The 25,480-nt window shown below is 55.9% G+C and carries 24 protein-coding genes and 1 tRNA gene; 11 read left to right on the forward strand and 14 right to left on the reverse strand.

Features of this window, described 5'->3' with window-relative positions; all coding sequences use genetic code 11:
• Positions 1 to 35 precede the first annotated feature (35 nt).
• Together BVU99_RS19290 and BVU99_RS19295 are read right to left on the reverse strand one after the other, a co-directional pair.
• Complete coding sequence (locus BVU99_RS19290) at positions 36 to 3,116, reverse strand: MexW/MexI family multidrug efflux RND transporter permease subunit (protein ID WP_049295354.1); 3,081 nt, start codon at positions 3,114 to 3,116, stop codon at positions 36 to 38.
• A 10-nt stretch (positions 3,117 to 3,126) separates the two neighbouring features.
• Positions 3,127 to 4,212: an efflux RND transporter periplasmic adaptor subunit gene (locus BVU99_RS19295; protein ID WP_099817382.1), complete on the reverse strand. Its 1,086-nt coding sequence runs from the start codon at positions 4,210 to 4,212 to the stop codon at positions 3,127 to 3,129.
• A gap of 145 nt (positions 4,213 to 4,357) precedes the next feature.
• Between BVU99_RS19295 and soxR the strand changes: the two genes are divergently transcribed.
• Entirely contained in the window at positions 4,358 to 4,831 is a 474-nt protein-coding gene (gene soxR / locus BVU99_RS19300) for a redox-sensitive transcriptional activator SoxR (RefSeq protein ID WP_025302326.1), read from the forward strand.
• Positions 4,832 to 4,878: 47 nt separating this feature from the next.
• On the opposite strand, the gene BVU99_RS19305 is transcribed toward soxR, so the two are convergent.
• The 8 genes from BVU99_RS19305 to BVU99_RS19340 form a co-directional block, all read right to left on the reverse strand.
• Positions 4,879 to 5,394, reverse strand: a complete 516-nt coding sequence (locus BVU99_RS19305; protein WP_197538605.1) for a LuxR C-terminal-related transcriptional regulator — start codon at positions 5,392 to 5,394, stop codon at positions 4,879 to 4,881.
• Between the two features lie 91 nt (positions 5,395 to 5,485).
• Positions 5,486 to 6,010: a hypothetical protein gene (locus tag BVU99_RS19310; protein WP_049204270.1), complete on the reverse strand. Its 525-nt coding sequence runs from the start codon at positions 6,008 to 6,010 to the stop codon at positions 5,486 to 5,488.
• A 136-nt stretch (positions 6,011 to 6,146) separates the two neighbouring features.
• Complete coding sequence (locus BVU99_RS19315; RefSeq protein WP_049295353.1) at positions 6,147 to 7,211, reverse strand: fimbrial protein; 1,065 nt, start codon at positions 7,209 to 7,211, stop codon at positions 6,147 to 6,149.
• A gap of 14 nt (positions 7,212 to 7,225) precedes the next feature.
• Positions 7,226 to 9,721 carry a fimbria/pilus outer membrane usher protein gene (locus tag BVU99_RS19320; protein WP_099817383.1) on the reverse strand — a complete coding sequence of 832 codons (2,496 nt, stop codon included), beginning with the start codon at positions 9,719 to 9,721 and terminating at the stop codon, positions 7,226 to 7,228.
• 14 nt (positions 9,722 to 9,735) lie between these two features.
• The gene (locus BVU99_RS19325; RefSeq protein WP_025302321.1) at positions 9,736 to 10,431 is read right to left on the reverse strand and encodes a molecular chaperone; all 696 of its coding nucleotides are present in this window, start codon (positions 10,429 to 10,431) and stop codon (positions 9,736 to 9,738) included.
• 54 nt (positions 10,432 to 10,485) lie between these two features.
• Positions 10,486 to 11,070, reverse strand: coding sequence for a fimbrial protein (locus BVU99_RS19330; protein ID WP_025302320.1), 585 nt, complete (start codon positions 11,068 to 11,070; stop codon positions 10,486 to 10,488).
• A gap of 831 nt (positions 11,071 to 11,901) precedes the next feature.
• Positions 11,902 to 12,114 (reverse strand): hypothetical protein, encoded by a 213-nt coding sequence (locus BVU99_RS19335; protein WP_025302319.1) that lies wholly within the window; start codon positions 12,112 to 12,114, stop codon positions 11,902 to 11,904.
• Positions 12,115 to 12,330: 216 nt separating this feature from the next.
• Positions 12,331 to 12,418 (reverse strand) — tRNA-Ser (locus BVU99_RS19340).
• A gap of 228 nt (positions 12,419 to 12,646) precedes the next feature.
• Here BVU99_RS19340 and yccA point away from each other — a divergent pair.
• Positions 12,647 to 13,309: an FtsH protease modulator YccA gene (gene yccA / locus BVU99_RS19345; protein ID WP_049239713.1), complete on the forward strand. Its 663-nt coding sequence runs from the start codon at positions 12,647 to 12,649 to the stop codon at positions 13,307 to 13,309.
• Positions 13,310 to 13,420: 111 nt separating this feature from the next.
• Entirely contained in the window at positions 13,421 to 13,750 is a 330-nt protein-coding gene (gene tusE, locus BVU99_RS19350; RefSeq protein WP_004928095.1) for a sulfurtransferase TusE, read from the forward strand.
• A 34-nt stretch (positions 13,751 to 13,784) separates the two neighbouring features.
• Here the strand turns inward: tusE and yccX are convergent, their stop codons facing one another.
• Positions 13,785 to 14,063: an acylphosphatase gene (gene yccX / locus BVU99_RS19355; RefSeq protein WP_025302318.1), complete on the reverse strand. Its 279-nt coding sequence runs from the start codon at positions 14,061 to 14,063 to the stop codon at positions 13,785 to 13,787.
• A 93-nt stretch (positions 14,064 to 14,156) separates the two neighbouring features.
• Between yccX and rlmI the strand changes: the two genes are divergently transcribed.
• On the forward strand, positions 14,157 to 15,347 hold the full coding sequence (rlmI, locus tag BVU99_RS19360; protein WP_025302317.1) for a 23S rRNA (cytosine(1962)-C(5))-methyltransferase RlmI: 1,191 nt from the start codon (positions 14,157 to 14,159) through the stop codon (positions 15,345 to 15,347).
• 60 nt (positions 15,348 to 15,407) lie between these two features.
• Positions 15,408 to 15,725 carry a heat shock protein HspQ gene (gene hspQ, locus BVU99_RS19365; RefSeq protein WP_004928104.1) on the forward strand — a complete coding sequence of 106 codons (318 nt, stop codon included), beginning with the start codon at positions 15,408 to 15,410 and terminating at the stop codon, positions 15,723 to 15,725.
• Between the two features lie 61 nt (positions 15,726 to 15,786).
• On the opposite strand, the gene BVU99_RS19370 is transcribed toward hspQ, so the two are convergent.
• A complete protein-coding gene (locus BVU99_RS19370) occupies positions 15,787 to 16,200 on the reverse strand; it encodes a CoA-binding protein (protein WP_049295349.1) in 414 nt (137 codons plus the stop codon).
• Between the two features lie 256 nt (positions 16,201 to 16,456).
• On the opposite strand from BVU99_RS19370, the gene BVU99_RS19375 reads away from it, so the two are divergent.
• Together BVU99_RS19375 and BVU99_RS19380 are read left to right on the forward strand one after the other, a co-directional pair.
• Positions 16,457 to 17,122, forward strand: a complete 666-nt coding sequence (locus BVU99_RS19375) for a DUF2057 family protein (protein ID WP_099817384.1) — start codon at positions 16,457 to 16,459, stop codon at positions 17,120 to 17,122.
• Between the two features lie 123 nt (positions 17,123 to 17,245).
• Positions 17,246 to 17,704: a methylglyoxal synthase gene (locus BVU99_RS19380; RefSeq protein WP_016928284.1), complete on the forward strand. Its 459-nt coding sequence runs from the start codon at positions 17,246 to 17,248 to the stop codon at positions 17,702 to 17,704.
• A 33-nt stretch (positions 17,705 to 17,737) separates the two neighbouring features.
• Here BVU99_RS19380 and helD read toward each other — a convergent pair whose 3' ends face one another.
• The gene (gene helD / locus BVU99_RS19385; RefSeq protein WP_099817385.1) at positions 17,738 to 19,792 is read right to left on the reverse strand and encodes a DNA helicase IV; all 2,055 of its coding nucleotides are present in this window, start codon (positions 19,790 to 19,792) and stop codon (positions 17,738 to 17,740) included.
• A gap of 166 nt (positions 19,793 to 19,958) precedes the next feature.
• On the opposite strand from helD, the gene BVU99_RS19390 reads away from it, so the two are divergent.
• A complete protein-coding gene (locus BVU99_RS19390; RefSeq protein WP_025302313.1) occupies positions 19,959 to 20,411 on the forward strand; it encodes a YccF domain-containing protein in 453 nt (150 codons plus the stop codon).
• 26 nt (positions 20,412 to 20,437) lie between these two features.
• The gene (gene yccS, locus BVU99_RS19395) at positions 20,438 to 22,573 is read left to right on the forward strand and encodes a YccS family putative transporter (protein WP_049204262.1); all 2,136 of its coding nucleotides are present in this window, start codon (positions 20,438 to 20,440) and stop codon (positions 22,571 to 22,573) included.
• A gap of 4 nt (positions 22,574 to 22,577) precedes the next feature.
• Here the strand turns inward: yccS and BVU99_RS19400 are convergent, their stop codons facing one another.
• Positions 22,578 to 23,234: a TfoX/Sxy family DNA transformation protein gene (locus BVU99_RS19400; RefSeq protein WP_025302311.1), complete on the reverse strand. Its 657-nt coding sequence runs from the start codon at positions 23,232 to 23,234 to the stop codon at positions 22,578 to 22,580.
• A gap of 229 nt (positions 23,235 to 23,463) precedes the next feature.
• Between BVU99_RS19400 and sulA the strand changes: the two genes are divergently transcribed.
• Positions 23,464 to 23,970 carry an SOS-induced cell division inhibitor SulA gene (sulA, locus tag BVU99_RS19405; RefSeq protein ID WP_025302310.1) on the forward strand — a complete coding sequence of 169 codons (507 nt, stop codon included), beginning with the start codon at positions 23,464 to 23,466 and terminating at the stop codon, positions 23,968 to 23,970.
• A 356-nt stretch (positions 23,971 to 24,326) separates the two neighbouring features.
• Positions 24,327 to 25,406, forward strand: coding sequence for a porin OmpA (gene ompA, locus BVU99_RS19410; RefSeq protein ID WP_015377358.1), 1,080 nt, complete (start codon positions 24,327 to 24,329; stop codon positions 25,404 to 25,406).
• Positions 25,407 to 25,480: the final 74 nt, after the last annotated feature.

The following is a 25,480-nucleotide window of genomic DNA, read 5'->3' on the forward strand; positions in this document are numbered from 1 at the left end:
GAGGCGGGTTTATTTTTCATACGGGCGCCGGCGGTTTATTCCGTCAGCGCCTTTTGCGCGGCGGCCAACTCACGCTGCCGGGGCGACGCCACCGCATGATCGCGCGCCAACAGCGTGTACACCGTCGGCAGCACGAACAGGGTAAACAGCGTGCCCACCAGCATGCCGGAGACGATCACCAGCCCCAGCCCGAAGCGGCTGGCGGCACCGGCGCCGCTGGCGAACAGCAGCGGGATCAAACCGAACACCATCGCCCCGGTGGTCATCAGCACCGGCCGCAGGCGAATTTGCGCCGCCTGCAAAATCGCGTCGCGCCGCGTCAGCCCCTGATGCATCTGCAGTTCGTTGGCGAACTCCACCATCAAAATACCGTGCTTGCTAATCAGCCCGATCAGGGTCACCAGCCCGACCTGGGTATAGATATTCATCGTGGCGTAACCCAACGCCAGCGGCAGCAAGGCGCCGCAGATCGACAGCGGCACGGTGATGAGGATAATCAGCGGATCCTTCAGGCTCTCGTACTGCGCCGCCAGTACCAGGTAAATGATCACCAACGCCGCCAGGAACGCGAACGCCAGCGCGCTGCCTTCCTGGGTATATTGGCGCGAATCCCCCTGCCAGTCATGGCTAAAGTCGGCCGGCAACGCATTCGCCTGCCGTTCGAGGAAGGCCACCGCTTCGCCCATCGAAACGCCGGGGGCGGGAATGGCCTGCAGGGTGGCGGCGTTCTGCTGGTTAAACTGAGTCAGCTTGTTCGGTTCGACCTTAACGGCCACCGATACTACGGTGGAGAGCGGCACCAGCGTATTGTCCTGGGTGCGGACGTACTGCCGCGCCAGCGCCTGCGGCGTCAGCCGCTGTTCGCGCAGACTTTGCGGGATCACGTCATAGGCGCGCCCGTCCATGCCGAAGCGATTGAGGTAGTTCTCCCCCACCAGCACCGCCAGCGATTCGCCGATGTCGCTCATGCGGATCCCCAGGCTGTTGGCCTTGGCGCGATCGATATGCACCTCCGCCAGCGGGTTGTTGTAGTCCAAATCGCTGTCCACCACCATAAATAGGCCGCTGTTTCTGGCGTTCTGCTTCACCTCTTCCAGGGTGCGGTACAGCTGCGGGTAGTCCTGCGGCGTGCGCAGCACCATCTGCACCGGCAGCCCTCCGGTGGAACCCGGCAAGGCGGGCAGTTGGAAGGCGAAAATGCTGGTGCCTTCGACATCGTTCACCGCCCGTTGCAGATCGGCCTGCACCACCGACGCCGAGCGCTGGCGCGCCTGCCACAGCGTCAGGTTGATACCGCCAATGCCGGACGCCGTGCCGTCGCTGCCGTTGATGATCCAGCGGCTTTCGGTTTCCGGCATGCGGTTGTAGACCTCATCCAGCTTGTAAGCAAAGCGTTCGACATAGTTCAGGTTGGCGTGCTGCGGCGCCTTGATGGCGGTCAGTACGATGGCCTGATCCTCGGTCGGCGCCAGCTCGCGCTGCGGCATCAGGTACAACAGCGGCAGGCTGATCATCACCAACAGCGCCAGCGTCCCAGTCAACCAACGGTGGTGCAGCGAGAAGTCCAGCGCGCGCGCATAACGCCGCGTCAGGCCGCCGAAGAACCACTCGGCGGCGTGCGCCACGCGCCCTTCGCTCTGTTTGGCCGGCAGCAGGAGCGAGCTCATCACCGGCGACAGCGTCAGCGCCACCACGCCGGACACCACCACCGCCCCGGCCAGCGTCAGCGCGAACTCGCGAAACAGCGCGCCGGTCAGCCCGCCCATCAGGCCGATCGGCGCATAGACCGCCGCCAGCGTCAGCGTCATGGCGATCACCGGCCCCGCCACCTCGCGTGCGCCGATCATCGCCGCCGCCAGCGGCGTTTTCCCCTCTTCGATATGGCGATGTACGTTCTCCACCACCACAATGGCGTCGTCCACCACCAAACCGATCGCCAGAACCATCGCCAGCAGCGTCAGCAAATTGACGCTGAAGCCGAAGGCCAGCATCAGCCCTGCAGCGCCAAGGATCGACAGCGGAATGGTCACCACCGGGATCAACACGGTGCGCAGCGACCCCAGACACAGATAGATCACCGCCACCACGATCGCCAGCGCTTCGAGCAGGGTATGCACCACTTCATCGATCGAGGCCTGAATAAAGCGCGCGGTCTCGAACGCCAGCGCCATCTTCACGCCCGGCGGCTGCATCTTGTCGATCGCCGGCATCAGGTGACGAATGCCGTCGACGATCACAAGCGGGTTGCCGGTCGGCGTAGGGAAGACGCCGAGGAACACCGCTGGTTCGCCATCCATCAGGGCGCTGGTTTCGGTGGCCGCGGCACCTAGCTCCACGGTGCCAACGTCTTTCAAGCGCACCAGGCCGTTGCCGTCGTTGCGCACCACCAGATTGCGGAACTCTTCCACGCTGGTGAGATCGGTATTCACCCGCACGTTGGCAACCACGTACTGCCCTTTTACCTTGCCCGGCGCCGCCTGGTAGTTGTTGCGCCGCACCGCGTCGGCCACGTCGGCGGCAGTCAGGCCGCGGCCGGCCAGCCGATCGCTGTCCAGCCACAGGCGCATCGCCATTTTTTGCCCGCCAAACACTTCCACCTTGGCGACGCCGTCGATGGTGGTGAACATCGGCTCCACCACCCGCGTCAGGTATTCGCTCAGCGCCGGTGTGGACAGCGTTTTACTGGAGAAACCGACATAGGCCACGGCAGTAGCTTCACCCGCGGACCGCTCAATCACCGGATCGTAAGCCTGCTCCGGCAGCTTGTAGCGCACCTGGTTGACCTTGGCCATCACTTCGGTCAGCGCCTGGGTAGAGTCGCGGTTCAGCGCCATACGCACCGTCACCACGCTGCGCCCCTGAACCGACGAGGAAGAAAGGTAGTCAACGCCCTCGACGGACGACACCGCCTGGGCGATTGGCTGCGTGACAAAGCCTTGCATCAGCTCGGACGACGCGCCGGGATAGTCGGTGCTGATGGTAATGGTAGAGTTTTCCAGCAGCGGATATTGGCGGATCGGCAGTTTGCTGAGCGCCAGCGCGCCGAACAGCAGGATCAGGGTGCTGACCACCAGCGCCAGCACCGGCCGGCGCACGAACAGATCGGTAAATGTCATCGGTCTCTCCTCAGGAACCGGCCGGGGCGGCGTTCAGGGTATCCTGCGCCACCGGCTCGGCCGCCATGCCGTCGCTCAGCTTGAGCTGGCCCGAAGTCACCACCCGATCGCCTTCCTGCAGGCCGCTGACTATCTCGACGCGCCCGTCGTTGCGCTCACCCACGGTGACCGAGGCGCGCTTGACCGTCATGCCCTTTTCACCCTGCTGCGCCAGAAACACGGTATCGCCGTACGCCGTATAGGTCAGTGCCGTTTCCGGCACCGTCAGCACCGCCACGCGTTGCCGCTGCGTGACGCGAATGCCCGCGTACATGCCCGCCTTCAGCAATCCCTCACGGTTGCTCAACGTCGCCTGTACCTGCACGGTGCGGGATTTGCCGATCATCGGGTCGATAGCGGTAATGACGGCGGGGAAAGCGCGATCGGGATACGCCCCAACCAGCACCGACACCGCCTGCCCCAACGCCAGCCCGGCGCTGCTTTGTTCGTCCAGCGAGAAATTGACGCGCAGCGTATCGGCGTCCACCAGGTTCGCCACCGCCTCGGCGGCGTTGAGGTATTGCCCTTCATGCACGCGGCGAATGCCGATGGTGCCGGAGAACGGCGCTCGGACCGCCTTTTGCGCAATTTTGGCCTGCGTTTCCTGCACCGCACCGAACGCCATATCCCGCTCGGCCAGCGCGTCGTCCAGCTGTTGCCGCGCGGTAGCGTTGAGGTTCATCAGCTTGCGCATGCGCGCCAGCAAGAGATCGGCATTGCGCAATTGCGCCTGCAGGCGCACCAGCTCAGCCTGTTCAACCGCATCGTTAAGCTGCACCAGCAGTTGCCCCTGCCGCACCGTTTGGCCGGATTCGAACAGAATGCGCGTGATGCGGCCGCTGGTCTCTGCCGCCACTTCCACCTGGCTGGCCGCCTCCAGCTCGCCCACGCCGGCATAACTGCGTGCCGCCTGCTCACGCAGGGCGGGCGCCAGCGCCACTTTAACCGGCGGATAGGCCGGCGCGCCTTCGCTTTGTCGCGCGGTGGAACGCATCGCAACGGCGGCGGCGGCGAGTGCCGCCAGCAGCGCGGCAATAATGAGGTATCGTTTCATCATGTAACGGTTTCTTCCTGATTTTACAGCCAAAGCCATCCTTCCCCCGACGTAGCGCAGGGAGGTGACGAGAGATACCGGTTGCCAAGCCCGGCTGGCTGCACTATAAAACCTCAGGTTAACTTGAGGTCAAGTTGAGGAAGACAAAATGGCAAGAAATGAACCGATTGACGCCAATCGGCTATTGACCGTTGGGGAAGTGGCGAAACGCAGCGGCGTGGCGGTATCCGCACTGCACTTTTACGAAAGCAAGGGGCTAATTCAGGCGATGCGCAACGCCGGTAACCAGCGCCGCTACACGCCGGTGGTGTTGCGCTACATCGCGGTGATCAAGATCGCGCAAAGCGCGGGCATTCCGCTGGAGGAGATCCGCGCAACGCTGGGGCGTTTTCCCACCGGCAGCAAGCTAACCGCCGAACAATGGGGAATTTTGTCCTCCTCCTGGCGCAAAACGCTGGATGAACGCATACAGCGGCTGACGGTGCTGCGCGATCATCTCGACAGCTGTATCGGCTGCGGCTGCCTGTCCCTCGCCGACTGCCCGCTGCGCAACCCAAACGATATTTGGGGCCAACAGGGTGCCGGTGCGCATATTTTCGAACGCCCGGCCGATCATGGGTGAGCAGATGCTCTCCCTGCGGGCCAACGCACCCGCCTGTGGAATAGCGATTACACTCGCTCATCCGCTGCCAAAATGAACTGATGAAAACGTTGAATCTCCAGCTTACGCATGGCGTTCATTTTATGCTGGCTGACGGTTTTCTCGGAAATACCCAACGCCTTAGCGACGCCGGTATTCGGTTTTCCCGCCAGCAGCATGGCCAACACCGAAAGCTCGCGCGGCGACAGGCTCTGCCCTTTGCAGCTCGCGGTGAACATTTTTATCGCCTCAACGAACGTCGTAAGACCGATGTTTTTTTTCAGACAGTTAAAATTCGCCAGGCGCGGCGTTTCCACGCCGGTTAAGACGATCGTATTGTCAGGCCTGTCGATAATATGCGATAAGAAATTCATAACCCGACAGATAGACGAGAAAGAGACGATGACCACTTCTGCATGACAAGACATGGCATGTAATCCACGACGTGCAGATGAATGCAGACCAATAACTTCAACGCCCTCCAACGACTTCAAGATCTGCGATATGCCATAGAATAAATAGTAATCATCAGAAAATATAGCCACTCGCACAGGATCACCCCATTGCTATTTGTCATGGGCGCGTTTTTAACAACGCCCCCATGGCAGTCATGCCAATTAACTTTATTGGTTCGACTTACTTAAGTGAAGAACATAATGAGATCAGCAATGCAGACAGCGATGAAAGATATTTTTCATCCAAATTCATAATGCCATCTTCACTGTATTTTACGTTATTATCTAGAATTTCATGAATACTCTCGACGGCGCATACGGCATCCTTCCAAACTACACGCCGCCCGAAAGGTGAAGCGCCGAGATATTGCGCGCTTTGGCGAAAAGCAACGATAAAATCGCGCAGTATATCGAGCACAATCAATACTTCCTCCCTGCTGACACACCGCTTCATTTGCACTTTATCCAAGAAAACGCTGAGCGTGCTTTGTAAGGAAAACAGGCTTTTGAACAACCCGCCGGCGATATCCTTCGGTGTTTTCACGCTGGTTGATATGACAAAAGGGAGCTCTCCATGCTGTGAAATATATTGATAAAGCCCATTTATCGCCGTCGTCGGCTTAATATCCAAACCGCGAAGAATGACATCAACCTCATCTTTTAGCGATTTTTCCACTTTGACACCGATCTGGATTTGTTCCGTCATACAATTCATCCTCAACATAGAGATCCGGATTAAACACCAATATTATTCAAGTAAATAATATTCGCCACCAATTACCATGTTAAGATTTTTCTTATATGTGGCAACCTGTTTTTTATTATTAAAAATAACAAAAGAATCATTTATATATAATGTTAAGCGTGGCCGATGTATTAATTCCCCCACTGCTCATTGTGGTGGGGCTGTAAGGATAATAATAGGCCGCCATGCCGATGGAAAATTGCGCATCCAAGGCATTACCGGTTACCACATGAAATAATGAAGTCGCCGCACCTGGTGCCACGCTGGAAAGCGACAGCGTGACGGGATTATTAGGCGAAGCCGTCTTGACCAGCCGGATGCCAATGCCTTTTGCCGCCTCAGGGCTTTTATCTATCAAAACCGTATTATCTGAAGCCAACAGATTATTGCTGGATAAAAACATATTGATATCCCGATCGGCCGTGCCGCCGCTTTGCCGATTCTGACAGCTGAAATTCAGTGTAAAGGGCGTCAGGCCATTTTGCGCCCCCTGAGTAATCTGCGATATCCCCAACGTCGGCAACTTCACTGCCAGGCCGGCATTGTCGAAAGTGCAGGTCGTCATCTTGGGCGCATACTTGATGGTCATCGGCTGTCCGTACATGTCGCGCTGATCGTAAGGCCAATTGAAGCCGTTGAGCAGCCAGGTCAAGATCTTCACCAACTGCTTGGCGGGCCACAAAATGATCTCCAGCAAAGACATCCCGCTCAGATCGGTCACGAACATCACGTCCTTAAGGCTAACCGTGTCGCCGGGTATCGATGTGCCCGTCTTGCTGACCAGACTGAAACGGATATTCATCGGCTGATTCAATTCCGAAGCGGAGTGCGATCCCCAACCGCTAAGCTTTTTGTTGGCGATGTCGTTGGTTATTTCCGCGCGTATCCAATATTTACCGCTGTTGAATCCCAGAATGGTCGCCTTCGTGCTGTCGGTTGACAGGATACGCGTATAGCCGAATTCGCTGCTCGAGGTTGAACAGCTAAATGAACCGCTGTATTGCGTATAAAAACTGCCTTCCCAGACCGGTGTCTTATCGCTGAGCTTATCCGACAAATCGACGTAGATCGGCGGCGCATATTGGATGCCATTGCCGTAGCATGAAGCGTAACTGTAACCGCTGAACAATAGGGACAGCGTCAGTGCGAGTATCCTGAGCATGGTGTAATTATCCTTTATCGACATGTGTTGGCTACGCTGTCCATCGATATTTTCGGGCGTTCAATCTTGCAGACACCGTCATTCAGCCTGACTTCCAGCGACGTTGGCTGCTGTTCAACCCGTAGATACAGGACGCTGGCCTGCCCGACGAAGCCAATGGCATTCCCACTTTGATCCGCCACCTCCGCACCAAATGGCAGGGGTTTATTGCCGCGCTTAAAGGCGCGCAGCGTATAAGGCCGACGCCGATCGGTTTCAAATCTCAAATAGTTGACGGCGCCGGCATAGGGCACACTGTTGGCGATATTGCCGACGATCTCGGCGCCGGAGCTGTTGCCGGTATCCGACAATGTCACGGAGTTTTGCCGGTAAGGCGTGGCGTAAGGCACCAAAGCCAGCCCTTCGTCGTTAGTGACGATGCTCTCGTCGCCGTTCACCATCAGCCCTTTGGCCTTGGGCGCGTCCACCACCATCATGGTGTTGCCCATTTCGTTGGACGCTAGCAAATGCCAAGGGATCGCCACCAGGCTGCCGCGGGCGCTCATGCCCAATTGTCGATAGTCTGATGATTCACTGTAGGAGCCGCCGACAGTCGTCGCGTTGGCGCGATAGGCGGCATTCACGCTCGCCATGCTGTTGCCGCCGCTTTGATTGCTGCCGGCAAGCGCATAACTCAGACGGTTTGATTCCAGCGCATTGCCGCTCAGGCTCAGCGAGCTTTGCTGATAGTGCGAATCGGTGGCGGATAAGCTGGTGCTGAGATAGGCATTGTTGTCGAACATCGACAGCGGCACGCTCAGAGAGAGATAAAACCGCGTCTCTTCTTTGCGATCGGAATTTCTCACGCGACTCGCGGAAATGTTGTAACTGACGCGCGAGAAGGCGTTTGAATACCCGAGCTGGTATTCCCGGCTTTTATTCGTATCCGACCAATAATCGCGTTGGGTGCCGGAGAAATAGAGCGTGCCCCACCCGTCTGCGAGCCTCTGGTTCAGGTTCAAATTGAAGGTATTGCGTGGACGAGCGGCGCGAACGGCGTCCCAGGTATTCAAATCCAACGGGGCAAGCTCATCGTCATCCCGATCGTTCCAATAATCGTGAAAACGCTTGTCACGCTCGCGGTAACCTTGATGGGTATATATGGCATCGTTAAAGCTGTAATAACCTTTGGTCGAATAACGGTATGCCGCCAGCGTGAAGTTTGTTGCGGTAGCGTCCAAAAACTTGCTGTAGGCGATCCGAAAACTTTGCCCATTTTCATTGCGATCCTGCAAATGCGTCGAGGCCTGAGTCACATCGACGGATACCGCGCCGAACGGCAGATTCCAGCCACTGCCCAGCAGCCAGGCGCGATAGTCCTCGCTGAGGATCGTACCGACGTAACCGGTGACCAGGTTATTGAAGCCATACTGCAGCGTGCCCTGCGCGAAAGCAGGCGCATAGTCGGTATCCGCCTGATTGACCTTACCGGCCACCAGGCCGTATTTGCTGACACCCTGCTTCAACATGTTGGGAACGGCGGAAAACGGTACGGTAAAGGATTGTTCCCGCCCGTCGGCTTCCTTGACCACGACCAACAGATCCCCCGCAGAGCCAGTCGGCAATATGTTATCCAGCGTAAAGGAGCCCGGCGGCACGTTCTCCTGATAGATGAGGTTGCCGTTTTGCAATACTTTCACCAGGGCATTGCTCTGCGCCACGCCCCGTACTATCGGCGAAAAACCCTGCTGCGAATTGGGCCGCATGTTGATATCCGAGGCTAAAGCGCCGCCCCGCACCCGAATCGAGTCGAACAAGTCCCCCGGCGAATAGAAATCGCCCATCGTCAGGTTCGATTTGATGGCGGCGAAGCCACGCTGCACATAGCGAGTATTATTCTGCCAATCGCTACCCTGTCGCGAACTGCTGCGGAAATTGCTGCTGTCTCTGAATTGCCAACCCGCCAGATTGATCCCCGATTCCAAACCGGTATAGAAATCGTCGTTTGACGCCTTGTCGCCCTGCAACGACTGCACGTGGTAATAGGTGGCGTTATAGGCCAGCAGCAGCGCAGGCACGCCGCGATCCCAAAATTTGGCGTCAACATAGCCGGCCTCTGCGCGAATCACTCGCGACTGAGGCACCGTCAGTTTAAGGCTCAACGTCCCCACGTCGAAGTCGGCCCTTCCTCCTTGCACCAACGTTTGGACGGGGATCGGTTCCTTGTCCCCCCCGATGGACAAACTACTCATATCGATGCCCAACAGGGCGGCGTCACGATGGGCGATGCGAATATCGCCTTTATGTTCGCCGAACTGCAACGAGAACCGCCCTTTCCAACTCTGGTTGACATACACGTCGACCGTTTGCGTGCCTGCCGGCATGTCATTATTGAGGTAAAAACGCGACAGGTCGGATTCGCTGGACGCGCCGGCCAATAGAGAAGTGTCGAATTTCATCGCCGAGGCTTTATTTAACGGAATGAATACAGATGCGGTCAGTATCGAAAGCAATTTTAGTTTAAGCTTCATGGCCGTTCTTCACGTTAGCGGGCTGTAATGGCTTTAGATTTATAAGCCCCCAGGTCGTCGATATAGAGCAGGGTGTAGGGAATGTTCCGGCTCACACCAACTTTGGTCGGAACAAAGAGGCTGGAATATGGCCCGACCATCACTGAGTCAATCAACAGATTCTTTTTGCCTTTCTGATCAACATTGGCCAACGTAAAAAAGTAAGGACCTTTGTTGATAACCTTAAATCCCTTCCCTGCCGCCTGGAGTTCAATGAAGTCGGTGATGTTATTTGCGCTGCCGGTTAACCCTGCCGGGCGATAAAATAGCTTGATGCGCGATTTGATGGCTAATTGCAGCGTATTGACCCCTTGCAAATTTTCCGGCGTAGGCGGGATATCCAGCACATTCAAATAAAATACCGACTCACGACCGCCGGGGAGCGCCGCGCCCATTTTTTGTATGCGTAATTGCTGGCCATTATTTCCGGCAACTTTTACAACCGGCGGGGATAACAAGAACGGCACGTTTGCCGTTTCAGGCGTCGAGTTGATATCACCATCATCAATCCATGCCTGCACCAGTGCCGGATCGTCACCATTGTTGACTAACTGAACGATAACATCCTTGTTTTTTTCCGGATAAATAACGCGCGTTCCATTAATTACAATATTGGCATCGGCGCAAAAGCTGCTGAGAAACAATCCAGCAAAGATTAAGCACTGTTTCATAGTCACCCCAGATGCCAGGCCTTTGCCTTGGGCACAGGCCTGGCTTAATTGCAATTACAGGTAAGAAATGGTGTACGTCACGTTGGAACTCAATTCCCCCACTTTTGCTTCCAACGCATTGGTCTTGTAGTAATAGGCATCCAGCGTCAGCGTTTCGGCATCTGGCGCCGTTTTATCGCCTTTGATCTTGGTGACATAAGGCACGTTCAACGGAATCGGCGTGGATGAACCCGGCTCGGCCAGAGAAAAACCGACGTTTTTCGCTACGGCGGCGTCGCTTTCATTCACGGAGCTGTTCAGCAGATATTTTCCGTCGGTAGAGATATTATTCGCCGAAGAGAAGTAGATCTTCAGCGGCGTACCGGCCGTTCCCGCCGCCGGCGTGCAGCCGGAGAACGTCAGCGAGAAAGATTTCTTGTTTTTGGTGATGGGGCCGACAACGGTGCCCGCATCCGTCACGGAAATCGGGCTGAGCGCAACGGTAAAATCGGCGCTTTTCCCGCCATTGATGGTACAAGTGGTATCCGTAACGGCACCGCTAAACGAAATAACGCCACCGGCGGAATTATCTGCCGCCGTTGCGCCCACAGATGTTAACGCGGCAGCCAATACCGCCAAAGAGATGCCTTGCTTAATCATAATAAACCCCATTACTTTCTTCGCTGAGAGAGCATATATAAAATGACCTACACCATTAAACCGTTTAGAGGCTAACGAAGCTTAGGCAATAGCAGAGTATTGACAGCATCCTGCCATCTAAAAGTTTATATGTGGCGGTATATATTTATATATATCCAAGTGTATTCTAAAAGATATCCGACAATGGGAAAAATCTCATTCACCGCCAGATGCAGAACATATTAATTCCAAAGACAAAAAAAATGCAACATCGAATCAAATAATTTTCATGACCATAAAAAAACGAATCGCGCAATGAGCAGAAAGATACGCGCCTTAAAAGAGTGAGTACAACAGGATACTTGCTGCGCAGGTTAAATAAATGTCGCCGTTTCCTCATAAAGCGCTTGTGGCATAAAAACAAAAAAAACCATTGAAATAAAAAGAAAAAAACACATAAAGAAAAATCTTAGATTCCTTCCCTCCTTCTCCTCCCACGTAAGGTTTAGTTTTCCTCTACCTTAAAAATTTTCCGACCCACCGCTATAGGAGCAGCCCGAAAATGCGACACTCTTTGCATATCAATATCCAGACACACAAAAAACAGCGCCCACACTTTTCTTCGTTCAGTCGATAAGGCTGAATTCTTTCAGAGAAAAATATACCCTCCCATATAAATATAAATCCCACTTTTAAAGTACATTTAAAAATATACCGAAAGGTAATTCATTTAAATAAATCGCCGTAAGGGTAAAACAAGATAGGGGAAAAGGGATGCATCTCAAGTAACGGCAGGAATAAAAAACCCGAGCGCCAGAGGCTCGGGTTTATAGCAAAACACACATTTGACGATCAGAGCGGCTTTTCAGTCCGTACAATGCCATGATTCTTCATCACTTCTTCCATCGTAAGGCTATCGTCATACGGCGTCTCATCCACCACGACGTCTTGCGGACGCACATAAGGTTTGGTCGCACGTTTGAACATCCACCACCACACGAATACCAGGAAAGCGCCGGACTTCAGAAAGATCATGGTCCATAAGGCGACTTGATACCAGTTCATCTCTGTCTCCATAGAGCATTAAGCGAAAATAGATAAGGCGGCGTTGATTATCGCGCCGGTCACGCCTGACACGAGCAGCCGACCTTGATAAACGCATAATCTCACCGATGCGTGGCCCTTATCAATAGCCGATCGCGTTTCCTGGAAAGGCTTGCCGTTTTCTCCGCACGCAAAAGCAAAAAACCCCGTGCTCATAGAGCACGGGGTCAGAATGTATGGCGGAGGAGCAGAGATTCGAACTCTGGAACGGTTTCCCGTCGACGGTTTTCAAGACCGTTGCCTTCAGCCACTCGGCCACCCCTCCGCAACGACGCGCACTATAAACAGACCTTATTCGCTTGTAAAGCCCGGGCGCGTTCAACCGCGCGAAAAATCAGCGAAGGCGCGGCAAACGGCGAACAAACACGCGTCCGCATCCCCGCTGTTGCCGTAATGATAACTAAGGGTAAAGATTGGTAAACAAACTTTAATCAACCGCTTGCGCTGCCTATTATCGGGATTATTTTGTGATGGCTTGATAAGAGAGAGCATTATGGACCGCATTGTCGTCTCATCTTCTTCTTCGCGCGACTCGCTGCTCAGCACGCATAAAGTCCTGCGCAACACCTATTTCCTGTTATCCCTGACCCTGGCCTTCTCAGCCCTGACCGCCACCGCCAGCACGATGCTGGGGCTGCCGGCGCCGGGCTTGCTGCTGATGCTGGTTGGCTTCTACGGCCTGATGTTCCTGACCCATAAACTGGCCAACAGCCCAGCGGGCATCTTGGCGGCGTTCGCGCTGACCGGTTTCATGGGATATGCCCTCGGCCCAATCCTCAGCTCGTTCCTGAACGCCGGCGCGGGCGACCTGATCATGCTGGCACTGGGCGGCACCGCAGCGGTGTTCTTCTGCTGCTCGGCGTATGTGCTGACCACCCGTAAAGACATGTCGTTCCTGTCTGGCATGATGATGGCCGGTTTTGTGGTGCTGCTGGTGGCGGTGATCGCCAACCTGTTCCTGCAGATCCCTGCCCTGCACCTGGCCATCAGCGCGCTGTTCATCCTGTTCTCCGCCGGCGCGATCCTGTGGGAAACCAGCAACATCATTCACGGCGGCGAGACCAATTACATTCGCGCCACCGTTAGCCTGTACGTGTCGCTCTACAACATGTTCATCAGCCTGTTGAGCATTCTGGGCTTCGCCCGCAGCAACTGATCGCACGTTACGCATGCCTTCCAGGCCCCGCTCCGGCGGGGCTTTGTTTTTTGCGGCCGAAAAAATTTGCTAAACTGGCTGCCGTTCCGAATTATCCGTTATCGAGGCAGTATGTTGGAGTTTGAAGGTCAGGTTATTGACACTGACGCGCAGGGCTATCTGAAAAACAGCGCCGACTGGCATGAAGGCCTGGCGCCGCTGCTGGCCGCGCAGGAAGAGATCGTGCTCACCGAAGCACACTGGGAAGTGGTGCGCTTCGTGCGCGACTTCTATCAGGAATTTAATACCTCACCGGCTATTCGCATGCTGGTCAAAGCGATGGCACAGAAATACGGCGAAGAAAAAGGCAACAGCCGCTATCTGTATCGCCTGTTCCCGAAAGGACCGGCCAAACAAGCCACCAAGATCGCCGGGTTGCCCAAACCGGTAAAATGCATCTGACCGCTCCGCCCGCAGCGCCGCTGCAGGCGAGCGTTTAATAGCGAATGCCGAACCCATCGTAGTCAGCCACGCCGTGTGGCTCCACCAGCACGCGTTCGACGCGCGCGCTGCGCGGGCCGCCCTGTTTCAACCACTCCACCAGCCTATCCACCTGCGCCTGTGTGCCGCAGGCCACCACCTGGACACTGCCGTCATCAAGGTTGCGCGCATAGCCGGCCACCCCCAACGCCTCGGCCTGCCGCTGAGTGGAATAGCGAAACCCCACCCCCTGCACCACGCCATACACATACGCAGCAATGCAAACTTGTGTCATAATCGCCCCCTTAATTAAGTTTTCGTTATGGCATTGCCGTGCCTTTGCACCGCCGTGTCACTCTTTCTATCCTAGCTGGCAGCATTATTAATTATGACCGTACGCCTGTTTCTCGCCAAAGGACGTGAAAAGTCCTTACTCCGTCGCCACCCTTGGGTGTTCTCCGGTGCCGTTCAACGCGTTGAGGGCAAAGCCCACTCCGGTGAAACCATCGATATTCTCGACAGCCAGGGCAAATGGCTGGCTCGCGGCGCCTATTCGCCCGAGTCGCAGATCCGCGCACGCGTCTGGACTTTCCAGCAGGATGAAGAGATTAACATCGATTTCTTTATTCGCCGCCTGCAGCAAGCGCAAAGCTGGCGCGATTGGGTCGCACAGCGCGACGGTCTGGACGGATACCGTCTGATCGCCGGCGAATCCGACGGCCTGCCGGGCATCACTATCGATCGCTTCCAGAATTTCCTGGTGCTGCAGCTGCTGTCCGCCGGTGCCGAATACCAGCGCCCGGCCCTGCTTTCCGCCCTGCAGCATTGCTACCCGGAATGTTCGATTTACGATCGCTCCGACGTTGCGGTGCGCAAAAAAGAAGGCCTGCCGCTGGCGCAGGGCCCGGTGCTGGGCGATCTGCCGCCGGAACTGCTGCCTATCACCGAGCACGGCATGAAGCTGCTGGTGGACATTCAGCAAGGGCACAAGACCGGTTTCTACCTCGACCAGCGCGACAGTCGCCTGGCGGCGCGGAACTACTCTGCTGGCCGCCGGGTGCTGAACTGCTTCTCCTACACCGGCGCCTTCGCCGTTTCCGCTCTGATGGGCGGCTGTGCACAGGTGATCAGCGTGGATACCTCGCAGGCAGCGCTGGACATCGCCAAACAGAACGTCGAGCTCAACAAGCTCGATCTGAACAAGGCGGAGTTCGTTCGTGATGACGTGTTCCAACTGCTGCGCAACTACCGCGCTCAAGGCGAAAAATTCGATCTGATCATCATGGATCCGCCTAAATTCGTCGAGAACAAGAATCAGCTGGCCAGCGCCTGCCGCGGTTACAAGGACATCAACATGCTGGCGCTGCAGTTGCTGAATCCAGGCGGCATTCTGCTCAGCTTCTCCTGCTCCGGCCTGATGCCGACCGACCTGTTCCAGAAAATTTTGGCCGATGCCGCTGTAGATGCCGGACGTGATGTACAATTTATAGAACAGTTCCGCCAGGCTGCCGATCACCCGGTGATCGCCACGTATCCTGAGGGGCTGTATCTGAAAGGCTTCGCTTGTCGGGTGATGTAACTTGAAATGCGCTGCCTTGCCCCCATATATGAGCAAGGCATTGTTTCTCAGGAGGTCATCATGATTGCCAGCAAATTCGGTATCGGACAACAGGTTAGGCATAAACTGCTGGGGTATTTGGGCGTCGTGATCGATATCGACCCGGAATACTCTTTAGAACAACCCAAAGCTGACGAGATAGCGGCGAACGACGAACTGCGTTCCGCCCCTTGGTACCACGTGGTGATGGAAGACGAGGAAGGCCAACCGGTGCATACCTATCTGGCGGAAGCGCAGCTGGATGGTGAGCCCCAGGAAGCGCACCCCGAGCAACCATCGCTGGATGAACTGGCGGAATCCATCCGTCACCAGTTACAGGCGCCACGTTTGCGCAATTGACCGCGCCAAGACCTGAGAAACCCCCGAGAGGGCCCGGCATCGCGCCAGGCCCTTTTTTTATTTAGCGCTCCAGCCCTAAACGCGGGATTTCGATTTTCGGGCAGCGATCCATCACCACGCGCAGCCCGGCCTGTTGCGCCAGCTCCGCCGCCTGATCGTTAATCACGCCGATCTGCAGCCACAGCGCCTTGGCGCCGATCGCTATCGCCTCTTGCGCCACGCCGTAAGCCGCCTCCGAATTGCGAAACACATCAACCATATCCACCGGCTGTGGGATAGCGGCCAGCGTAGCGTAAACCGGCTGCCCCAGCAGCGTCTGCCCCGCCAGTTTTGGGCTGACCGGGATCACTTGATACCCTTGCGCCAACAGATACGCCATCACCCCATAGCTGGGCCGCGACGGGTTATCGCTGGCGCCCACCAGCGCGATGGTTTTCACCTGCTGCAACAGCTCAACAATCTCTTGATCTTGCATCTTCAACTCCCGTTTATCACTGCGTCACTTTCCATTTCGAGTGTAACCGATCGGCATTCGCTCGGTTAAACGCTAATGCGAAGGAAACTTCACCGCAATCTTATGGTCAGAGGCTGTCGCGGTTCAGCTGCGCACGGTCGTGTCTAAACGCGATAAAATATGTAAAAATGTAAACAAAATACCCGATTGAAAAATTTTGACACAACCTATGTCGTGTTCAACACTTAGAGCTACGTCACTTTATAAGGAGATAATGATGAAATTTGGTCTGGTGGTTGCGGCGTTGCTCAGCATCAGTATGCCTGCCGCGGCTACGACCCTGAAACTCGCCCCGGACATCGACCTGCTGGTGGTCGACGGCAAGAAAATGACAGGTTCGTTGTTAAAAGGCGCCGACAGCCTTGAACTGGACGGCGGGCAGCACCAACTGCTGTTTAAAGTGACCAAAACCGTACGTTCCGGCCAGCATACACAGGCCTATACGTCCCTGCCGCTGGTTGCCACCTTCAATACGCAAAAGATTAGCCAAGTGGCGATCGAACTGCCGCGCATCGAGAACGATCGTGATGCGCAACGCTTTGACAGAACGTTGAATTATCTGGTGGTCGATAAAGACGGCAACGCCCTGCCGTTCCGACATGATGCGCTGCATCCCGACAGCGTCACCTTCAATACCGATTTGGAAAAGGTGATGACCGATTACAACCGCCAGAACCGCCCGGCCTCCGTTCCGGCCTTTGTTCAGGCGAACGCAGGCAATCCCTCAGCCCTCGCGTTGGCCGGCGCGCCGCTGAACGCCCCGACGGTAACGTTGAAAGGTGAAAACGTGTCGGAACAGATGTTGCAATACTGGTTCCAACAGGCCGACAAGGAAACACAGAAACGTTTTCTGCGCTGGGCCAATAAACAACCGATTCGCTGATCCCTTCCGGCGTCTTTCCCCGTAAAGGCGCCTTTTCTTCGCATTTTCAGGCGCAAACGCTAGGCAGTGAAAAACAGTTTCAGTAATCTGTCGCACATCCCCCGATGAGCGAAGGACACCGAGATGGAATTGACTACCCGCACTATTGCCGCACGCAAACACATTGCGCTGGTGGCGCACGATCACCGCAAACAGGCCCTATTGGAGTGGGTAGAAAGCCACAAGACTATTCTGGCGCAGCACCAGCTGTACGCCACCGGCACCACCGGTAATCTGATCCAGCGCGCCAGCGGCATTCCCGTCACCAGCATGCTGAGTGGCCCGATGGGCGGCGATCAGCAGGTTGGCGCACTGATTGCGGAAGGCAAGATAGACATGCTGATCTTCTTCTGGGACCCGCTGAACGCGGTGCCGCACGATCCGGACGTGAAGGCGCTACTGCGGCTGGCGACAGTATGGAATATTCCGGTGGCCACCAACCGCTCGACCGCCGATTTTCTGATCGACTCTCCGCTGTTCAAAAACGAGGTGGAGATCGCCATCCCCGACTATCAGCGCTACCTGCAAGACCGCCTGAAATAATCCTCACGGCCTGGCTGGCGCCAGGCCTGATGCCTACGGTTTTTTCTGCACCGGTACGCCAAGATCCTGCAGGTGTTCGACGAACACCGAAGGGCGTTCACGATCCTGCAACAGCCATACCTGATGTTTGGCGCGCGTCAACGCGACATACAATAGACGGCGCTCTTCGGCATCCGGGAAATCCTCCGGCTGCGGCAGTAGCACCTCTTCCAACACCGACTCGCGCGCCACGGCGGGGAAGCCGTCACGCCCCTCATGTAAACCGGCAATGATGACGTATTCCGCCTGCTGCCCTTTGCTGGCGTGGATGGTCATAAACTCCAGATCCAGCTTGGGCCAGCGGGTGCCCGCCTTCGCCAGCGCTTCCGGTTTCAGATGATGGTAACGCGCCAGCACCAGGATGCGCTCATCCGGCTTGGCGTAGCCGCTCAGTTTATCCAGCAAGGGCTCCAGCTGCTCGTGCGGCAGGATCGCCACCGACTTTTTATTGCCCTTGCTCAAGCTGTTGAGCGGTTTTTTCAGCTGGTGCGGGTTTTGCTGCACGAACCGGTTGGCCACCTCGCCGATACGTTCATTGAAGCGATAGGTGGTATCCAGCGCGCACTGCGCGCCTTCGCCGAAGTTCGTGGCGAAGGCCGTGGTTAACGTCAATTCTGCGCCGCTAAAGCGATAAATCGCCTGCCAGTCATCCCCCACCGCAAACAGGCAGGTCTGCTTGTTCTGTCGGCGCAATGCCGCCAGCAACAGCGCACGCTGCGGTGAGATATCCTGAAACTCGTCGACCAGAATATGTTTCCACGGGCTGACGAAGCGCCCCTTGTCGAGAATGTTGACCGCCTGATGGATAAGGCCGGAGAAGTCCACCGCCCCTTCCTCTTTCAAGGCGCTTTTCCAGGCTTTCAGCAGCGGCGCCATCAGCCGGATACGTTTTGAGAACAGATCGCGGATGTCTTCATCCGCCTGCTCAATCATTTCCGACTGGCTGCCGCCGTGCATGCGCATCAGCCCCAACCAGCGTTCCAACCGGCTTGCCAGGCGATCCGCCAGGCGCTTATCCTGCCAGAAGTCGCCTTCCGGCACTTCCCATTCCAGCTCTTCGGTCAACCATTGACGCCACCCCTTGGCCTGCGCTTTCTTCTCCGCGCACTGTTGGCGCCAATGGGTAATCAGCAGCTCTTTGCGCGCTTTGGCATCGGTTTCCAACCGGCTGATGGCCGGGGCCTTGCGGCTGCCTTGTTGAATGATTTGCAGCGCCAAGGCATGGAAGGTCTTGGCCTGAATGCCGACATCACCCAAACGTTCTTTGATGCGGTCGTTCATCTCGCCAGCGGCCTGGCGGCCGAAAGCCAACAGCAAGATTTGGCCCGGCTGCGCTTCCTGACGGCGCAGCAGCCAGCCGGCGCGCGCCACCAGCACCGACGTTTTGCCGCTGCCGGCCCCCGCCAATACCAGAACGGAATCCTCGCCGTTGACCACCGCGCGGCTCTGGGAGTCATTGAGCGGTGAGCTTTCGACGGTCTGGAAGAAGTCGTGATGTTGCTCCAGCATGCGATCGGTCCACTGCCGGTTGCGTTGTTCGACGCTGTGTAGCCCCTGCTGCAGCCATTGCAGACACAGTTGGTAATCGGCCCGGCAGTTATCGAATTCCTCCAGACGCGTCACCGGCATCGGCAACGCGGAGAAAGCCTCACGGATTTGCTGTTGCAGCTTGCCCAGCTCAGACTTTTTGAACCATTTATCTTGCTGCTCTATGCGCTGAATCTGTGCCACCTGCTGTTGCAACACGCCGGCACTGACCTCACTCATTTCGGCGCTCCACTGCTGCCACGCCTGCTGCAGATAGTGATAAAAACGTTGCGTTTCCTGCCATTCGGTGCCGTGCAGCCGCACCACTTTTTCGTCCGGCAATTCAAATTCCAGCTCGCCCCAGACGATGCCGCGCTTGCACCTGACCTGAATCAGTTGATTGAAGGGGATCAGGTATTCATGTTTTTCCCCGCTCACCTCAACGCCGGCGTGCAGCAACCGCACGCGGTTATAAGGGTGCTGAGCCAGGTGTTTCCCCAGCGATGTCGCTTTAAGTTCCATATCGTCGCGCCATGACTATGTTGAGATTAAATAACGGATATCTGCCAGTTTACCTGCGATAAGCAGTGGCACTCTAGCGCTAAAAAAAGGGTAGAATAGATTTTGCGTTTTTATCGTGAATACGCCCGCATCGCGGTTTGGCTATCATTAGAGCAGAATGACGTCTATGCGTACTGTACTGAATATTCTTAATTTTGTGTTGGGCGGTTTCTTCACCACGCTAGGCTGGCTTATTGCTACGGTGTTCAGCGTGCTGCTTGTCATCACACTGCCGCTTACCCGCTCCTGTTGGGAAATCACCAAGCTGTCGCTGGTGCCGTTCGGCAACGAAGCGATACACGTCGATGAACTGTATCCGGAAAAAAGCAATGCGCTGCTCTCCGCTGGCGGCTCGCTGCTCAACATTATCTGGCTGGTGCTGTTCGGCTGGTGGCTGTGTCTGTCACACATTGCCGCCGGTATCGTGCAATGCGTTTCAATCATCGGCATTCCAGTCGGCATCGCCAATTTCAAAATAGCCGCCATCGCGCTGTGGCCGGTGGGACGCCGCGTCGTCTCGGTAGAAATGGCTCAGCAAGCCCGTATTGAGAATGCTCGCCGCCACTATCAACAGCGTTAATTTTTTCTCCGTTTGAGGAGTTTTTCGTGCGCTCTTTTGCACCCGCAGTTCGTCGTTATACTTACAACAGCAACCTGCTGTATCACTTGCGCATCCTCATTGCGCTGATCGGCACCACCGCCGTTCCCTGGTGGCTCGGCATTCCCAAGCTGACTATCCCGTTAACGCTGGGCGTGGTGGCAGCCGCCCTGACCGATTTGGATGACCGCCTGGCCGGCAGGTTACGCAACCTGCTTATCACGCTGGTGTGCTTCTTTGTTGCCTCCGCCTCGATCGAGCTGCTGTTCCCTTATCCCTGGTTGTTCGCCCTTGGCTTAACCACGTCGACCTGCGGTTTTATCCTGCTCGGCGCCTTGGGGCAGCGTTATGCCACCATCGCCTTCGGCGCGCTGCTGATCGCGGTTTACACCATGCTCGGCACCTCGATGTACGATGCCTGGTATCAGCAACCGCTGCTGCTGGTGATCGGCGCGCTGTGGTACAACCTGCTGACGTTGGCAGGCCACCTGCTGTTCCCGATCCGGCCGCTGCAAGAGAACCTGGCGCGCTGTTACGATCAACTGGCCAACTATCTGGATGCCAAAGCCAATCTGTTCGATCCCGACGCCGAACGCGACGCCGACCTGCCATGGATGGATGTCGCAATGGCCAACAGCGCCTTGGTCGCGTTGCTTAACCAAACCAAAGCCTCGCTGCTGACGCGCCTGAAAGGCGATCGTGGCCAGCGCGGCACCCGCCGCACCTTGCACTACTATTTTGTCGCGCAGGATATCCACGAGCGTGCCAGCTCTTCCCACGTTCAGTACCACGCGCTCAGCCGGCAATTTCGTCACAGCGACATTTTGTTCCGCTTCCAGCGTCTGCTGAGCATGCAGGCACGCGCCTGCCGCCAATTGGCACAATCGATCCTGCTGCGGCAAAAGTACCAGCACAACCCGCGCTTTGAACCGGCTTTCAGCCGCATTCAGGAGGCGTTGGCGCGCATCGCCGAAACCCAGGGCAATAACGAGCAGACCAAGGCGCTGGCGCATCTGTTGAAAAACCTGCATGCGATCGATGCGCAGCTGGCCAATATCGAATCAGAGCAGACGCTGGCCAGCGGGCAAGCGGAAGAGAACAGCCTGGCCGACGACCGCTTAACCGGCTGGAGCGATATTCGGCTGCGCATCAGCCGCCATTTGACGCCTCAGTCGGCCCTGTTCCGCCACGCGATCCGCATGTCGGTGGTACTGTGCGTGGGTTACGCCTTCATCCAGTTCACGGGTATGCAGCACGGTTACTGGATCCTGTTGACCAGCCTGTTCGTCTGTCAACCGAACTACAACGCTACCCGCCGACGCCTGGCGCTACGCATCATCGGTACCCTGGCCGGTATCCTGATCGGCCTGCCAATCCTCTATTTCGTGCCGTCATTGGAAGGGCAACTGGTGTTGATCGTCATCACCGGCGTTCTGTTCTTCGCTTTCCGCACCGTACAATATGCCCACGCGACGATGTTCATCACGCTGCTGGTGCTGTTGTGTTTTAACCTGTTGGGCGAAGGATTCGAAGTGGCAGCCCCGCGCGTTTACGATACCTTGCTGGGCTGTGCCATCGCCTGGGCGGCAGTCAGCTTTATCTGGCCGGACTGGAAGTTCCGCCAACTGCCGGCGGTGGTGGATAAAACGCTGAATGCCAACTGCCGTTATCTGGACGCCATTCTGGTGCAATACCACCAGGGTAAGGATAACGGCCTCGCTTACCGCATCGCGCGACGTGATGCCCACAACAGCGATGCCGAACTGGCTTCGGTCATCTCCAACATGTCCGCCGATCCCAAAGCCGACAAAGCGCTGCAGGAAGCCGCCTTCCGCTTGCTCTGTCTGAACCACACGCTCCTGAGCTATATCTCCGCATTGGGGGCGCACCGCGAGCGGCTGAATACCCCGGCCACGCTCGATCTGCTCAATGACGCCGTGTGTTACGTGGACGGCGCCTTGCATCAGGAAGAACGGAACAGCCAGCGCATTGCGCAGGCGTTGGAACAGCTGGCGGAGCGCATCAGCAAAGCCGTTCCGGAACCTGAAAGCAAAGAACAATTGGTCTTGCAGCAGGTGGGATTGGTGCTCGAGCTGCTGCCAGAGCTCACCGCGCTGCATGCCCAAATCAATAAGGCAGCCTAACTATTCAGGGCCCGTTCGATGGGCCCTGAATAACCGGCTCATGCCCATGGCGGCGCATCGCCATCGTATGATCGAACCAACGCACTAGCTCGCTGCGTAATTCGGCCGGCAACGCCGCCTGATGATAACCGGCTATCGCCCCGCCCAGCGACAGCAGCACTCGTAGCCCCAAATTAGTCTGCTGTTTCAATAAACGGAGATAGCTGCGTTTGGCGCCATGCAGCCGCAGGTCATAAGCGTTGCGAATGCCCGCTCGCCACAGCAGACGTTCCATATTAACGTCAATATTCGGCAATGCCTTCAGTCGGCCGTGATCGCCAGCCTTAAGCCGCTGCTCCCGGCGCGCCTCCCTGACAGCCTGCCAGGCCAGCCCCACCAGCTCGTTGCGTTCCCGCCACAGCGACTCGTCAACCCAGTAATAACGCAAAGTGATGGGCGCTCCACGCTTGGAGTAGACCATATTGACCATCCCTCTGGCACGAAAGGCCGGTTCCATGCTCGCCGTAGCCCGCAAGTACAGCTCGCCGTCCGCTATCACCGCAAACATTACCCCCTCGGCCAGCAGGCCGTAGCCACCAAACTGTGACCGTGTTGTGATGGCTCCCAGCGCCGCAAAGCAATTTTTAGCCTGCGCGATTCTTCTCGTCGACATCCTTTTCATAGCGTTCCTCCTTTTTAGGTTCTGGCCGTATTATTTCTCTCATCAATGAAAAAAGTAACGTGAACAACTAATTAGAAAAATACGCACTATCCGCCCGCCTGCCAATCACAAAAATCATCGGTACAAAAAATGATCGCAATTATGCGAGCCGCTACGAAAATTTGGGTTGATCTTATCCTAAATCAGGGATACTGTATAAACATACAGTAACACGACGGGCGGGAACTTTATGCGTACTCAATCACTCTACCAACCTCATTTCGGCCATGGCTCTTATACAGCGCGCAATGTTGCGAAGAACACGGATGTCGGCAAAGAAAATGGCTTGATCAGTGAACTTGTTTACAACGAGCGCCAGCCCGCAGTGGCCCAATTGCTGTTGCCCCTGCTGCAACAACTGGGCAAACAGTCTCGCTGGCTTCTGTGGCTAACGCCGCAGCAAAAATTAAGCAAACAATGGCTGCAGCAATCCGGCCTGCCTGTAGATAAGATGATGCAATTGAGCCAGATCAGCCCGGTGAATACGGTCGAGGCAATGGAAAAAGCGCTGCAAACGGGAAATTACAGCGTGGTTCTCGGCTGGTTGCCTGAGCTAACGGAGGAGGATCGTCTAAAATTAAGACGTGCGGCAGAATTGGGTAATGCCTATGGGTTTATCATGCGGCCTCAACGTGACATTAACCCGACTCACGGACACTGTTCCACCCTAAAAATTCACTCTTCTTTGTATCATTAAGTAAATTTAGGATTTTTCCCATCATTTTCGCACCCCCTAAGCGGAACCTTTGCGTGGGAAGGCACAAAGCTAGTCCGGCTGCGGTTTGGCAAGCAAAAACGCTCGATGAATCGCCGTTTTTTTAGGCAAAGAATGTTAGCAAATATGTACGATTCCGCGTTTTTTTTTAGAGCCTTATCACATCACACTTGTAACTTTCGCGCCACGTTGTAGACTTTACATCGCCAAGGTTGCTCTATAACGTCAGAAAAACTGGCGAGTAACAAACGAGGGCTTAAACCTTGGCGAAGGAATTTAACCAAGGGCTTAAACAGCTTTAAAGCTCATTGCCTATTTGGATGATAACGAGGCGCAAAATGAAAAAGACAGCTATCGCATTAGCAGTGGCACTGGCAGGTTTCGCTACCGTAGCGCAAGCCGCTCCAAAAGATAACACCTGGTACACCGGTGCTAAACTGGGCTGGTCCCAGTACCACGACACTGGTTTCTACGGTAACGGTTACCAGAACGGTATCGGCAACGGCCCAACCCACAAAGATCAGCTGGGTGCCGGCGCGTTCCTGGGCTACCAGGCAAACCAATACCTGGGCTTCGAGCTGGGCTATGACTGGCTCGGCCGCATGCCTTACAAAGGCAGCGTGAACAACGGTGCTTTCAAAGCGCAGGGCGTTCAACTGGCCGCTAAACTGAGCTACCCAATTGCTGACGATCTGGACATCTACACTCGTCTGGGTGGTATGGTATGGCGTGCAGACTCCAAAGCTAACTACGGCCGTACTGGCCAGCGCCTGAGCGACCACGACACCGGCGTTTCTCCGCTGGCTGCTGTTGGTGTTGAATACGCACTGACCAAAAACTGGGCTACTCGCCTGGATTACCAGTTCGTAAGCAACATCGGTGACGCAGGTACCGTTGGCGCACGTCCAGACAACACCATGCTGAGCCTGGGCGTTTCTTACCGCTTCGGTCAGGATGACGTAGTTGCTCCAGCACCAGCACCAGCTCCAGCTCCAGTTGTTGAAACCAAGCGTTTCACTCTGAAGTCTGACGTGCTGTTCAACTTCAACAAGTCTACTCTGAAAGCAGAAGGCCAGCAGGCTCTGGATCAGCTGTACACCCAGCTGAGCTCCATGGATCCTAAAGACGGTTCTGTAGTTGTTCTGGGTTACACCGACGCCGTTGGTTCTGACCAGTACAACCAGAAACTGTCCGAACAGCGCGCACAAAGCGTTGTTGACTACCTGGTCTCCAAAGGCATCCCGTCAGACAAAATCTCTGCACGTGGTATGGGTGAAGCAGATGCAGTTACTGGCAACACCTGTGGCTACAAATCTGGCCGCGCTACCAAAGCTCAGATCGCTTGCCTGGCACCAGATCGTCGCGTAGAGATCGAAGTTAAAGGTATCAAAGACGTTGTAACTCAGCCTCAGGGCTAAGTTTACTCGCCTAATAAAAAACCCCGCCTAGCGGGGTTTTTTTTCGTCCTATTGTTGTTGCCACAACCCTTCAA

The sequence above is a fragment of the Serratia sp. OLAL2 genome, from assembly GCF_002752475.1.
GTDB lineage: Bacteria > Pseudomonadota > Gammaproteobacteria > Enterobacterales > Enterobacteriaceae > Serratia > Serratia bockelmannii.

Excerpts from the sequence above, each read along its gene's own strand:
- BVU99_RS19290 (WP_049295354.1), bottom strand. The coding sequence starts at position 3,116 with ATGACATTTACCGATCTGTTCGTGCGCCGGCCGGTGCTGGCGCTGGTG.
- BVU99_RS19295 (WP_099817382.1), bottom strand. The coding sequence starts at position 4,212 with ATGATGAAACGATACCTCATTATTGCCGCGCTGCTGGCGGCACTCGCC.
- soxR (WP_025302326.1), top strand. The coding sequence starts at position 4,358 with ATGGCAAGAAATGAACCGATTGACGCCAATCGGCTATTGACCGTTGGG.
- BVU99_RS19310 (WP_049204270.1), bottom strand. The coding sequence starts at position 6,010 with ATGACGGAACAAATCCAGATCGGTGTCAAAGTGGAAAAATCGCTAAAA.
- BVU99_RS19315 (WP_049295353.1), bottom strand. The coding sequence starts at position 7,211 with ATGCTCAGGATACTCGCACTGACGCTGTCCCTATTGTTCAGCGGTTAC.
- BVU99_RS19320 (WP_099817383.1), bottom strand. The coding sequence starts at position 9,721 with ATGAAGCTTAAACTAAAATTGCTTTCGATACTGACCGCATCTGTATTC.
- BVU99_RS19325 (WP_025302321.1), bottom strand. The coding sequence starts at position 10,431 with ATGAAACAGTGCTTAATCTTTGCTGGATTGTTTCTCAGCAGCTTTTGC.
- BVU99_RS19330 (WP_025302320.1), bottom strand. The coding sequence starts at position 11,070 with ATGATTAAGCAAGGCATCTCTTTGGCGGTATTGGCTGCCGCGTTAACA.
- BVU99_RS19335 (WP_025302319.1), bottom strand. The coding sequence starts at position 12,114 with ATGAACTGGTATCAAGTCGCCTTATGGACCATGATCTTTCTGAAGTCC.
- yccA (WP_049239713.1), top strand. The coding sequence starts at position 12,647 with ATGGACCGCATTGTCGTCTCATCTTCTTCTTCGCGCGACTCGCTGCTC.
- tusE (WP_004928095.1), top strand. The coding sequence starts at position 13,421 with ATGTTGGAGTTTGAAGGTCAGGTTATTGACACTGACGCGCAGGGCTAT.
- yccX (WP_025302318.1), bottom strand. The coding sequence starts at position 14,063 with ATGACACAAGTTTGCATTGCTGCGTATGTGTATGGCGTGGTGCAGGGG.
- rlmI (WP_025302317.1), top strand. The coding sequence starts at position 14,157 with ATGACCGTACGCCTGTTTCTCGCCAAAGGACGTGAAAAGTCCTTACTC.
- hspQ (WP_004928104.1), top strand. The coding sequence starts at position 15,408 with ATGATTGCCAGCAAATTCGGTATCGGACAACAGGTTAGGCATAAACTG.
- BVU99_RS19370 (WP_049295349.1), bottom strand. The coding sequence starts at position 16,200 with ATGCAAGATCAAGAGATTGTTGAGCTGTTGCAGCAGGTGAAAACCATC.
- BVU99_RS19375 (WP_099817384.1), top strand. The coding sequence starts at position 16,457 with ATGAAATTTGGTCTGGTGGTTGCGGCGTTGCTCAGCATCAGTATGCCT.
- BVU99_RS19380 (WP_016928284.1), top strand. The coding sequence starts at position 17,246 with ATGGAATTGACTACCCGCACTATTGCCGCACGCAAACACATTGCGCTG.
- helD (WP_099817385.1), bottom strand. The coding sequence starts at position 19,792 with ATGGAACTTAAAGCGACATCGCTGGGGAAACACCTGGCTCAGCACCCT.
- BVU99_RS19390 (WP_025302313.1), top strand. The coding sequence starts at position 19,959 with ATGCGTACTGTACTGAATATTCTTAATTTTGTGTTGGGCGGTTTCTTC.
- BVU99_RS19400 (WP_025302311.1), bottom strand. The coding sequence starts at position 23,234 with ATGAAAAGGATGTCGACGAGAAGAATCGCGCAGGCTAAAAATTGCTTT.
- sulA (WP_025302310.1), top strand. The coding sequence starts at position 23,464 with ATGCGTACTCAATCACTCTACCAACCTCATTTCGGCCATGGCTCTTAT.
- ompA (WP_015377358.1), top strand. The coding sequence starts at position 24,327 with ATGAAAAAGACAGCTATCGCATTAGCAGTGGCACTGGCAGGTTTCGCT.